The 10,576-nt window shown below is 64.7% G+C and carries 16 protein-coding genes, 1 tRNA gene and 1 pseudogene; 6 read left to right on the top strand and 12 right to left on the bottom strand.

The window, feature by feature from the left end:
* Window positions 1–2: 2 nt before the first annotated feature.
* Both M1617_06430 and M1617_06435 read right to left on the bottom strand, forming a co-directional pair.
* Window positions 3–95: transfer RNA gene (locus M1617_06430), tRNA-Ser, on the bottom strand.
* 76 nt (window positions 96–171) lie between these two features.
* A complete protein-coding gene (locus tag M1617_06435; protein ID MCL5887907.1) occupies window positions 172–1,674 on the bottom strand; it encodes a DNA photolyase family protein in 1,503 nt (500 codons plus the stop codon).
* 134 nt (window positions 1,675–1,808) lie between these two features.
* Between M1617_06435 and M1617_06440 the strand changes: the two genes are divergently transcribed.
* The 4 genes and pseudogenes from M1617_06440 (at window position 1,809) to M1617_06455 (ending at window position 3,591) form a co-directional block, all read left to right on the top strand.
* A complete protein-coding gene (locus M1617_06440) occupies window positions 1,809–2,177 on the top strand; it encodes a PadR family transcriptional regulator (GenBank protein ID MCL5887908.1) in 369 nt (122 codons plus the stop codon).
* Window positions 2,164–2,304 (top strand): annotated as a pseudogene (locus M1617_06445) (hypothetical protein). Before M1617_06440 ends, M1617_06445 begins: the two are co-directional and overlap by 14 nt.
* Before the next feature lie 368 nt (window positions 2,305–2,672).
* On the top strand, window positions 2,673–2,933 hold the full coding sequence (locus M1617_06450; protein MCL5887909.1) for a PadR family transcriptional regulator: 261 nt from the start codon (window positions 2,673–2,675) through the stop codon (window positions 2,931–2,933).
* Window positions 2,920–3,591, top strand: coding sequence for a permease prefix domain 1-containing protein (locus M1617_06455; protein ID MCL5887910.1), 672 nt, complete (start codon window positions 2,920–2,922; stop codon window positions 3,589–3,591). The genes M1617_06450 and M1617_06455 overlap by 14 nt, the downstream gene beginning before the upstream one ends.
* Window positions 3,592–3,694: 103 nt before the next feature.
* Here the strand turns inward: M1617_06455 and M1617_06460 are convergent, their stop codons facing one another.
* The 7 genes from M1617_06460 to M1617_06490 all read right to left on the bottom strand — a co-directional run bounded on the left by M1617_06460 (window position 3,695) and on the right by M1617_06490 (window position 8,267).
* On the bottom strand, window positions 3,695–3,901 hold the full coding sequence (locus M1617_06460) for a TOBE domain-containing protein (GenBank protein ID MCL5887911.1): 207 nt from the start codon (window positions 3,899–3,901) through the stop codon (window positions 3,695–3,697).
* Window positions 3,902–3,976: 75 nt separating this feature from the next.
* On the bottom strand, window positions 3,977–4,432 hold the full coding sequence (locus M1617_06465) for a hypothetical protein (protein MCL5887912.1): 456 nt from the start codon (window positions 4,430–4,432) through the stop codon (window positions 3,977–3,979).
* A gap of 10 nt (window positions 4,433–4,442) precedes the next feature.
* The gene (locus M1617_06470) at window positions 4,443–5,249 is read right to left on the bottom strand and encodes a hypothetical protein (GenBank protein MCL5887913.1); all 807 of its coding nucleotides are present in this window, start codon (window positions 5,247–5,249) and stop codon (window positions 4,443–4,445) included.
* Between the two features lie 125 nt (window positions 5,250–5,374).
* Window positions 5,375–6,280 (bottom strand): hypothetical protein, encoded by a 906-nt coding sequence (locus M1617_06475; GenBank protein ID MCL5887914.1) that lies wholly within the window; start codon window positions 6,278–6,280, stop codon window positions 5,375–5,377.
* Between the two features lie 177 nt (window positions 6,281–6,457).
* Complete coding sequence (locus tag M1617_06480) at window positions 6,458–7,147, bottom strand: GNAT family N-acetyltransferase (protein ID MCL5887915.1); 690 nt, start codon at window positions 7,145–7,147, stop codon at window positions 6,458–6,460.
* The gene (locus M1617_06485) at window positions 7,144–7,701 is read right to left on the bottom strand and encodes a hypothetical protein (protein ID MCL5887916.1); all 558 of its coding nucleotides are present in this window, start codon (window positions 7,699–7,701) and stop codon (window positions 7,144–7,146) included. Before M1617_06485 ends, M1617_06480 begins: the two co-directional genes overlap by 4 nt.
* Window positions 7,698–8,267: a TetR/AcrR family transcriptional regulator gene (locus tag M1617_06490; protein ID MCL5887917.1), complete on the bottom strand. Its 570-nt coding sequence runs from the start codon at window positions 8,265–8,267 to the stop codon at window positions 7,698–7,700. Before M1617_06490 ends, M1617_06485 begins: the two co-directional genes overlap by 4 nt.
* Window positions 8,268–8,451: 184 nt before the next feature.
* Here M1617_06490 and M1617_06495 point away from each other — a divergent pair, with 184 nt between their 5' ends.
* The gene (locus M1617_06495) at window positions 8,452–8,679 is read left to right on the top strand and encodes an AbrB/MazE/SpoVT family DNA-binding domain-containing protein (protein ID MCL5887918.1); all 228 of its coding nucleotides are present in this window, start codon (window positions 8,452–8,454) and stop codon (window positions 8,677–8,679) included.
* A 9-nt stretch (window positions 8,680–8,688) separates the two neighbouring features.
* Window positions 8,689–9,102, top strand: a complete 414-nt coding sequence (locus tag M1617_06500) for a type II toxin-antitoxin system death-on-curing family toxin (GenBank protein MCL5887919.1) — start codon at window positions 8,689–8,691, stop codon at window positions 9,100–9,102.
* 26 nt (window positions 9,103–9,128) lie between these two features.
* Here M1617_06500 and M1617_06505 read toward each other — a convergent pair whose 3' ends face one another.
* The 3 genes from M1617_06505 to M1617_06515 all read right to left on the bottom strand — a co-directional run bounded on the left by M1617_06505 (window position 9,129) and on the right by M1617_06515 (window position 10,439).
* Window positions 9,129–9,719 carry a DUF805 domain-containing protein gene (locus tag M1617_06505; protein MCL5887920.1) on the bottom strand — a complete coding sequence of 197 codons (591 nt, stop codon included), beginning with the start codon at window positions 9,717–9,719 and terminating at the stop codon, window positions 9,129–9,131.
* 29 nt (window positions 9,720–9,748) lie between these two features.
* A complete protein-coding gene (locus M1617_06510; protein MCL5887921.1) occupies window positions 9,749–10,051 on the bottom strand; it encodes a HigA family addiction module antitoxin in 303 nt (100 codons plus the stop codon).
* Between the two features lie 106 nt (window positions 10,052–10,157).
* Window positions 10,158–10,439 (bottom strand): type II toxin-antitoxin system Phd/YefM family antitoxin, encoded by a 282-nt coding sequence (locus tag M1617_06515; protein ID MCL5887922.1) that lies wholly within the window; start codon window positions 10,437–10,439, stop codon window positions 10,158–10,160.
* Window positions 10,440–10,576 lie beyond the last annotated feature (137 nt).

A 10,576-nucleotide genomic window follows, 5' to 3' on the forward strand; every position in this document is an offset into this window, starting at 1 on the left:
GCTGGCGGAGAGGGAGGGATTCGAACCCTCGATGCGGGGGATACCCGCATAACGGTTTTCGAGACCGCCGCATTCAACCACTCTGCCACCTCTCCGCGAGGTGATAGCGCCGCGCGAGGGCGGCGGGTGCAACAGCGAGTATACCGAGGTCGGGCCACCTCGGCAACGCACCTACCGCGCGCGCACCACCGCGAAAGCCGCCAGGGCCCGCGCGCGTGCCTCGGCATGATCGACGATGGGGCGCGGGTACGTCTCGCCCAGCACCACGCCCGCTGCCGAGACGACCGCCTCCGGCGCCTCATGCGGCCGGTGGATCCAGAGTGCGGGCATCTCTGCGAGTTCGGGGATCCAACGGCGGACGTACGCGCCGTCGGGGTCGACCTTCGCGCCCTGGAGCATCGGGTTGAAGATCCTGAAGTACGGCGCGGCGTCGGCCCCGCTGCCGGCCACCCACTGCCAGTTGAACGCGTTGAGTGCGAGGTCCGCGTCGACGAGTCGCTCGGCGAACCACGACTCGCCGAGCTGCCATGGCAGCAGCAGGTGCTTCGCGAGGAACGACCCGGCGACCAGCCGCGCGCGGTTGTGCATCCAGCCGGTGGTCGCGAGCTCGCGCATGCCCGCGTCGACCAGCGGAAAGCCGGTGCGCCCCGCCCGCCACGCTTCGAGTCCGGCGGGGTCGTCGGCCCACGGCATCTGCGCGAAGGCCGGGCGGAAGGGCTTTTCGGGCAGCTCGGGGAAGTGGTGCAGCACGTGGTACGCGAACTCGCGCCAAGCGAGCTGTCGGATGAAGGGTGCGGCGGCGTCGGCCGGCCCCGAGGCCGCTGGCGACCCCAGCGCTGGCGCTCCCCCCGCCGCGCTCACTGCAGCGACTACCTGCCGAGGCGAGAGCTCCCCCCACGCCAGGTGCGGCGAGAGGCGACTGGTGGCGTCGAGGTCGGCGCGGTCGTGGCCCTCGGCGTAGGTGGCTGCGTGCTCGCGGACGAACGCCGCAAGTCGCCGGGCCGCGCCGGCCTCGCCCGGCGTCCACCAGGCAGCGACGTCGGGGGCCGCGGGATCGGGCTCGGGCAGCGGGGCGGAGTCCGGCCAGCGCTCAGGCGCGGCGATGCGCGCGGGCGCGGATTCGGGTGCGGGTCCGGGCGCGGATCCGGGTTCGGGCGCCCCCAAGGCCCCGAGCGACGCGGGGTCGACCATGCGCATCCACGCGCGATGGTACGGGGTGAACACGCGGTACGGGCCGCCGCTCGCGGTCTCGATAGCAGGCGGCGCGAGGAGCAGCTGCCCCTCGTGGACCTCGAGCGCGACGCCTGCGTCTGCCAGCGCGCGGGCGACAGCGGTCTCCTCGGCAAGCGACGTCGGCGTCCAGTCACGCGCGCATACGACCGCCCGGGCGCCCACCGCGAGCGCGAGTGCGGAGATGGCGGCCGCGGCCGACTCGGCGCGCACCACCAGCCGAGACCCGCGCTGCCGAAGCTCGGCGTCGAGCGCGCGTAGCGAGTGTGCGCGCCACGCGTGGGCTGCGGGCCCGAGGGCGAGCGCCGCCGCGTCGGCGACTGCAGGCACGACCGCGCCGCCCCGCGCGAGAGCCGCCGCGAGCGCCGGGTTGTCGGCGAGCCGCAGGTCGCGGCGGAACCACACGATCACGGGAGCTGGCACTGGCGCCTCCTCGGCAGTCATCCGCGCCGCCATCTGCAGCAGCGGCGCTTTGCACTCGAATATACCACGCAGCCGGACTCGCGATTATTTCTTGCACAATACCTTGACAGGCATAGTATTGTGCTATATGTTGTGGTCGAAGGGAGGTACGAGGTATGGGCGAAACGCCGATCAGCAGTGACTTGATCCGAGGACACATCGACACCATCGTGCTCGGCCTGCTCAGCACCGAGGACCGCTACGGCTACGACCTGTGCAAGCAGGTGGCGATCCTCTCCGACTCCGAGTACGAACTCAAGGAGCCGACTCTCTACTCGGCAGCGCGCCGACTCGAGGCGCAAGGACTCATACGCTCGTACTGGGGAGAGGAATCCCAGGGGGGGCGCCGCAAGTATTACGCGATCACGGGGCAGGGCAGGCTTGCGTACCAGCGCAATCTCGCGGACTGGAAGCGCGCGCGCAGCCTGATCGACCGTCTCGTCTCAGGCGAGGCCGGGAAGGAGCAATCCGATGGAGGCAATTAAGTTCTACGTCCAGGGTGCGTTTCAGGGCGTCAAGCCCACGCCCGAGGTCATCGAGCAGCAGGAGGAGATCATCGCCGACCTGACTGCCAAGGTGAACGACCTCGTCGCCGAGGGCAAATCGCAAGACGAAGCCCTCGGGGTGGCGATCGCTTCTCTGGGCGACCTCTCTCCCCTTGTCGCCGAATTCGCCGACCGAGAAACCCCCGATGCTCCCCCGGTGGCGACCTTGTACTCGACCCACCTGGATCTCCACGTGATCGCGATCAGCGCGGGTATCGGGGCCGCGGTGATGATCGCAAGCACCGCGATGGGAGCCTGGACCGAGCTGGTGCATCCCGCTGCCGCCCTGTCGCTGCTGGCGGTACTCGGCGCAGGTATCTGGTGGATCCGGGCCGCATACTTGCGCTACGAAGCCGCGCCCGATGCCATCGAGACCCGGGCGCTCGAGTACAAGAAGAGATACCGGCACGCTACGGCTACGACCTGTGCAAGCAGGTGGCGATCCTCTCCGACTCCGAGTACGAACTCAAGGAGCCGACTCTCTACTCGGCAGCGCGCCGACTCGAGGCGCAAGGACTCATACGCTCGTACTGGGGAGAGGAATCCCAGGGGGGGCGCCGCAAGTATTACGCGATCACGGGGCAGGGCAGGCTTGCGTACCAGCGCAATCTCGCGGACTGGAAGCGCGCGCGCAGCCTGATCGACCGTCTCGTCTCAGGCGAGGCCGGGAAGGAGCAATCCGATGGAGGCAATTAAGTTCTACGTCCAGGGTGCGTTTCAGGGCGTCAAGCCCACGCCCGAGGTCATCGAGCAGCAGGAGGAGATCATCGCCGACCTGACTGCCAAGGTGAACGACCTCGTCGCCGAGGGCAAATCGCAAGACGAAGCCCTCGGGGTGGCGATCGCTTCTCTGGGCGACCTCTCTCCCCTTGTCGCCGAATTCGCCGACCGAGAAACCCCCGATGCTCCCCCGGTGGCGACCTTGTACTCGACCCACCTGGATCTCCACGTGATCGCGATCAGCGCGGGTATCGGGGCCGCGGTGATGATCGCAAGCACCGCGATGGGAGCCTGGACCGAGCTGGTGCATCCCGCTGCCGCCCTGTCGCTGCTGGCGGTACTCGGCGCAGGTATCTGGTGGATCCGGGCCGCATACTTGCGCTACGAAGCCGCGCCCGATGCCATCGAGACCCGGGCGCTCGAGTACAAGAAGAGATACCGGCAGGCCCTGGGCGTGTGGGCCATCGTCGTGATCGGCTCCACAATGCTCAATTCGCTGACCGGCTACTACTTCTGGTGTTGGCCCTTCTGGGTCGCTGGTGGAACCTGGGCTCTGACCGTCAAGGTCGAAGAGCGCCTGGTCGCGGGGGGAGGATTCGCCGCGAAGCTCTCGGACATCGCAGATACTGCGTGAATTCCGCATGACCGAGGGCGTCGCCCATGAGGCGCCAGCGAGAGAGTCGGCCTCGGCGAGGCCGACTCTCGTTCATTGCGAGGGCGGCGGTCTATTCGGCAAGCTACTCCTTGACTGGAAGCACGTTGACGGCCTTGACGATCAGGCTCACGCGATCGCCGACGGCGAGTTCCATCTCGTCAACAGACTCCGATGTGAGGACCGACGCCATCTCGCATGGATCGACGTCGAACTTCACCAACGCCATGACTTCGCCCTTCTTGACGGACGTGACGACACCGGTCACTGCGTTGCGGGCTCCGTACTTCATGGTCTACCTCCAGTGGTCGTGTGCTAATCATCGCGCCTCGCATTGTACCCCGCAACCACTCTTCCCGCCTCCGACCTACGGCCCCGTGCCGATGCTGAGCACCCTCCACGCGCCGTCGTCCCCTTGCCCCACATAGACGAAGAAGAAGCGCGGTCCGGCCGGCTCACCGATGTCGTTCGCACGAGGCGAGGTGTAGCTGACCGTGAACTGCCTCTGCTCGGGGAACTGCTCACGATCGATGCCGAGAATCTCAACCTCACGACCGCCCTCGATGACCAGGTCGCTGATCCCGCCTTCGCGTTCTCGATTCAGCAGGGCATCCGGCTGTTCACGCCACTGGCGCTCTTCAGGGCCAGACAGATGAAACTCCGTGGCCTGGTCGCCCGACTCGAAGTACGCTCTCACGACCCCGGTCGCATCGAGGCTATCGAGTCGACTCCGATCGTCGGCAGACAGTTCGCCACCGGAGCTCCCGCAGCCGGTCAGCAGCAGAAGAGCCAAGCCGATCGATATCCATACAAGCCACTTCATGAAGCCCCCGCTAGAACATCATCCAGTCATCCAGCGGATCGACGAATGCCTCAGAGCCGACGTAGGTGAACTCGCCAGTCACAGGGTCCTTGCGGAATACCAGCGCTTCCCGAGAAGAGACTACGTCCCGCTCGAAGCGATACTCATCGCCCTCGACAAGGCGGCCCGGGAACACCGACCAAAGCTCAGCCGCCTTATAGCGCTCGCCTCCGATCGTGACCGACTCCTCCAACGAACCCATCGGGTGCGACGGCATCCCGCCGTAGCGGAGTGCGCCACCAAAGGGCTTGTCGCTCTGCTCCGAGTAGGCCTTTAGCAGGGCAACGAAGTCTTCTTGTGTCAACTTGTCGTCGCCCACACTGAGCATCGGGATGATCCCTGAGTCTCCCAGTGTGCCGCCAAAAGAAGGGTCGAACATGTTGGCAACGATCGTATCCGTACTTCCGACCCGAAACTCCACGTAGACCATGTACATGCCGCTACCGAGGAGGAGGTCGGCGGTCGCACCCGCTCCATCCCCGGAAATAACCTCGACGCTCCTTACCTGCACATCACTGGCGATGCCCTGGAGAGCGTCATCCGCAGCTGACCGAACAGCCTGGATCTGCGGCTCATCCACCTCTGACATCGAGAAACCCTGAAGAGCAGCCAGCGGGATCAGTACTATTGATGCGCAAGCCAGGAGAGCTCCTAAGGCCATGATCGCACCTAGGGCGATCACCCCGATCTTCAACCGGCGATTGCTCTTCTCGAGCTTAGCGACCGTGGCCTGTAATACCGACAGCTCCTCGGTCTGCTGTTCCGTAGCCTCAAGCATTCGTCTGCTCCCTCTTTCGCCACCGTGCTCTGCCGAGTAACCCGGCCATCCACTCGAACCGTGCGGTCACATGATACCGCAAAGCGCGCCCAGTACGCCGAGTAGCCGCGCCCCGCCCAACCCTGCTACTTCGCAGCCCCCAGCGCTTCGCTCAGCTCGCGGGCCGCGTCTTCCAGGTCCTCGACGGTGCGCAGCGACTTGCCGGTCGGGAAGCTCGTGGTGATGAAGTGCTGCGCGTAGGGGAAGACGGCCACCTCGAAGGGTTGCGGATCCAGGATTCCGTCCCCAAACGTATTTGTGCAAAGCGAGATGGCATCGAGGGGCAACTTCAGTGCCTGGGCCATCTCGCCCGGATCGAAGACGAGACTGAACGGTTTGGTGGATTGCTGCAGCTCACCGCCGTAGTCGACCGATAGGTTGCCTTCGACCCAGAGTCGCTGCTCGAGCCCGGCAAGCGGGGCGCCGGTCAGGTCGGCACACAACGCGAGACTGTTGCCCGATGTCGCGCCTGCCACGTCGACGATGATCTCGCCTCGGTAGGAAGTAGTGACAACCGAGTGCGACGTACTGGGGAGGGTGAAGCCTCGGCTGGGATCGTAGCTGGGAGCGTTGCTCTCGTAATCCTCGATGATCCACGATAGGAATCCGGTCTCACGGTTCTCGGCGACGAGATAGAACTCGACGCGGCTGCCCCAGAAAGCGTTCGTGTGCACGTTGAAGGCGCTGATGATCGCGCAAGGACGCTTGTCGGTGTCAGCGAACATCGCCGAAGGGTGGAGCGCGTAACCGGGCGGTAGCAGGCGCTTTGCCGCCTCGAGGTCGGTGATCTCGAATGCGAGGAAGACGGCGTAGGGCTCGACGACGAAGCTCATATACGGGTCGGTACGCGAGCCCCGGTCGATAATCATCTGTTGAAGTCGACGCGGCAGCTTACGAAGGATGCCGATCCCTTGGACCCTCATCGCAACCGTCGAGGGTATGACCGCGCGCTCGGTCGCCTTGATGTAACGCCGCAGTTCCTCAGGCCTCATGTTTCGATCTCCCTTCCGGAGTTCGACAACCCGCTACGGGTTCAGGCTTGTTATGCGCCCGCCCTCAGATCGCATCAACGCATTCAGCGCATTGTCGCACAGAAGGACGACTTCAATCGATAGGCGGGTCGGTCGCTGAGGACACTGTGCTCGCCCGACCACGAGTGTCGACCCGTGTCAGTCGATAGTGGTCAGCGGTCGAACGGACTCCTGCCGAGGGCGGAACATCGAGTGCACAACGACCCCGCCAACCTCGAAGCACGTCCGCCGCTGGAACCCCCAAGGCTCGTACACTCCGATGTTGTCCGCGTTCTCAGTGTCGAGCGCAATCCCAACGGAGCGAGATACGCGATCGGAGCGCGAGATCGCATCCTGCATGAGTAGCCTCCCCCAGCCACGGCCCTGTGCGTCAGGCTGCACGCCGATCATCAGAAGGTAGTGGTGTGGAGCGCGAGGGACCACCGCACGGGTGCTGCGGAAGTAGCGGTTCAGCAGGGCCGACCGGGTGGTGCCAAGACGCGGCAGGAGGGGTGCGAATCGAAGCGCCGCGGCCAGCATCCTCAGCCCGTTGACGGCCGCGCGCCCCGCCGGCGGCTCAAGCAACGCAGCACCCACCAGCCGACCCTCGGCGAGAAGCCCGCGCGGGGTGCCGCCCATCAGGCGGTTCATGTCGAAGAGGTACTCAACGAAGGCAGCTCTCCGGGCGCATGACGATGTCCGCTCTTCGCCGCTCTCCCGCACACCAGGGCCGAATAACATCACGAAGAGCGGGTCGTCGGCGAACGCGGCGCCCATCGTCTCCACGAAGGCTCGCCGATCCCGCCATGTCAGATCGCGGATCTCGGGCTCCGGAAGCGCGGCGCTCATCGCGCGTATGCCGGGTCTCGGTAGTGGTCGACCGCGAAGCTGAACAGCACCTTGAGCATGAAGAGTAGCAACACGACGAGCATCGGCGCAGGTACCCCTGGGAGGAGCGGAATCCAGGCGATGCCGACGGCGAGCAGGAGGCCGGCGACCAAGACCTGCGTGCCGCGACCGGACAGGAGGTTCACAATCGACGCACCCGCGATCGTATACACCCAAACGGCGATTGCCGGGGCCAGGGCGACGCCGAACGCTGCTGCCACTACGATTACGTGAACGTGAATCGCGATGAACACCCAGCGATTCAGCTGACGCTTTGCGTAGAAGTCGTTCGTCGAGCGGGTGAAGTTGGCGACGCACCCTGCCGCGATGTCGACCGTCAGCGCCCAGGCGATGGCGACGCGCCACCAGGGAAGGCCAGGCAGCCCTGGCCGGAGCAGCTCCGTGACGACGGTCGCGATGCCAACACCGAATACGACGATGACCGCAATCTGAACGGGCGACGGAGTCTCCCCCAGCACATCGTGAAACAGCGAAGGTATCTTCACTGTCGTCATGGCGAGGGCAGCTCTGCGCCTGGGACGGGCGCGACACCGGCACGCGACGAGGAAGGGCTCGCCCAGAGTCCGCGAAGCAGGCGCCAGGCCGGGGCCGGGTCGATGCTCTCCCCGCATGACAGCGCGGCCAACTCCCATTCATCGATCACGCGGAAGAGGGCGACCGTAGCGGCGAGCAGTAGCGGCCGCTCTACGTCTGTGCGAATCACGCCTAGGGCGATCCCGTCGTCGAGCATCTGCCCGAACCAAACGTCCAGCTCGGATACCCCCACGGTCTCCGGCTGGGCCAGGAGTGCGAGATCGTCAGGGTGGGCGAGAAGATGGCGACGCAGCGCATCGCTCGTCACAGCGAGCTGCTCCCAGAACAGATCCGACGACTCAGTTGCGCGCCAAGGGCCCATAACTTCGCCCAGTCGCGCGTACACATCGCGCACAACCTCAGCAGCAAGATCCCGCTTGCCGTCGAAATACATGTACGCGGTAGTCTTGGATATCTCCGCGTTCGCAATGATCTGATTGTACGAAGCGCCCTCGATCCCGTCCCGGGCGAGGTGCTCGCGGGCCACAGCAAGTATCTTCGAGCGTCGCTCCGGCGGGAGCCGACTGAATCGTGGTGAAGGCATGAACCGATGGTACACCCTAGTGGTACACAAAGCAAGGCTGACCCCCTCGGGCTTGACACCCCGCCTAGCGGACTCGAAGTAGCACATCTGTGCTACAATTGTCATGACCCCGACCACGGAGGACGAAATGCGCCAGGGAGTGAAGCTTCGCAAGGTCGGCGGATCCATAGCCGCCACCCTGCCCAAAGACATGGCTGACAGGCTCAAGCTTGCCGCTGGCGACACGGTGATCGCTATCGAGACAGACCGCGGAATCCTGCTGACGCCTTACGACACCGATACCGAAGAAGCACTCTCGATCGCCGCCGAGGTCGGGCGCACCTATCGCAGCGCGCTGCGCGAACTTGCGAAGTAGGCGTCATCGATGCCAGTGAGCGAACCAAGGTGGGTCACCCGCGTCGTCGTCGACGCCATCCAGACCGACATGCTGCTCACCCACGGCGGGATGCCGGGGCTACGCGATGAGAACCTGCTCGAATCCGCGCTCGCGCGCCCGAGGCAACTTCTCTCCTACACGCCGACCGCAGACATCGCCGCACTTGCAGCGGCTTACGGTTGGGGGCTTGCCCGCAACCACCCTTACCACGACGGCAACAAGCGCGTAGCCTTCGTCGTGATGGCGGTATTCCTGGGGCTCAACGGACTCGAGTTCACGGCGAGCGAGGCCGAAGTGGTCACAACCATCGTCGCCCTTGCCTCCGGACGCGTCGAGGAAGATGCGTTGGCCGAGTGGATCCGGCTACACACTGCCGAGCGGAGCAACCGGCGCGGTGGATGACGGCTTTCTTTTCGGTCGCCCGATTCTCAGACGCCCAGCACTTGGTGCTCCTGACCCGCTTCTTCACGATACGGCTTATTGCACCACTGACAGCACGACCGCCCAGCCGGGTTCGACTGCTCGCACCATGGACAAACGAAGAACCGGCCTCGTCGGGTGGCATAAGGAGACCCTCCGTCTGAGGGCATCGTCACGTGGCGCGGACCGTATGGATCAGCGCCGAAGCGGTTGTCCCCGCGTGTCCCTCGCTGCACAAGGGAGGACAGCAGGACGAGAAACCCGATCAGTGGCACTGCAGAAATGGCGAGCCAACAGCTGCTGAGGTCCACATCGTGCAGCCGTCGGGCCGCCACGGCGACCGTTGGGAAAGCAAGTGCGACACCGTAGGTGGTGCTCAAAACTCCGTAGTCCGCACCGAAGAAGAGCCCGAAGGCCGAGTCAATTGCGAAGAGTCCCAGCACGATGACGCCGTGGACCAAAATGTATGCCCAGTACTCCCGTCGAGAGGCTCGGCCCTCGAAAGTGTAGTAATTCCGCACGACGTGCAGGTAGTTCCCGATAAAGAACAGGTCGTCCTCCTCCCAACAATGCTTGTGCCTAACCGGATGATACTGCAAACGGCATTAGCTCATCGCTCCGAAGTCCTCTACCCGACAGCGTTCGTCCAAGGATGGATGCTCTCAAGCTCCTCAGCCAACAGCTCCCGCGCGACCTCGGTATCGTAGGCAGCCTGAGCGCGCAGCCAGTAACCGTCGGACAAGCCGAAGAACCGACACAAGCGAAGGTCCGTGTCAGCCGTGATCGCGCGGCGTCCGGCAACAATCTCGCCGATGCGCTGAGCAGGTACCCCGATCTCTTTCGCAAGCCGATAGCGCGAGATGCCCATGGGAGCCAAGAACTCCTCCCACAGCAGCTCGCCTGGAGTGACCGGCGCCAGTTTGGTCTTCATAGTCATCACCTCTAGTGGAAGTCCACGATCAATATTCTCTACTCGATCGGCGTTCGACTCACCCGAGATCGTCAGGATGGATCTGCGAGCTCGGTCCACTCGACTCTCACAGGGAGTACTTCGCCCGCATCCGGCGGACGACCTCGTCATGCGGGATGGTCCGGCCTTCCGCAATCTGGGACTCGGCGGTGGCCAAGTCGCGGAGCAGCTCGATCTCGTCAACAAGGCGCTCGTAAACAACCGGGTCAAGCAGCACCGCTGCGCTGCGGCCGTGCTGGGTCAAGATGACCGGGCGCTTGGTCGCATGCATCTGCTCGATGATCGCCGACGTGTTCGCACGGAACTCAGTGACAGGCCGAACGTCAGTCGTGGGCCGGAGCGATGGCATGAGCACCTCCAGAGTTTCGGGACACCATTACGTACATGTTAGCGTATCTCAATGGAGTCCACCAGGGCATCCGGCGGGCCGAGCCGAAGCCACCAAAGTCAGCGACACTCCCCCTGATCCAACAGCCCCTCCGCCAT

It is taken from the genome of Actinomycetota bacterium (assembly GCA_023488435.1).
Classification (GTDB): Bacteria; Actinomycetota; Coriobacteriia; order Anaerosomatales; family UBA912; genus UBA912.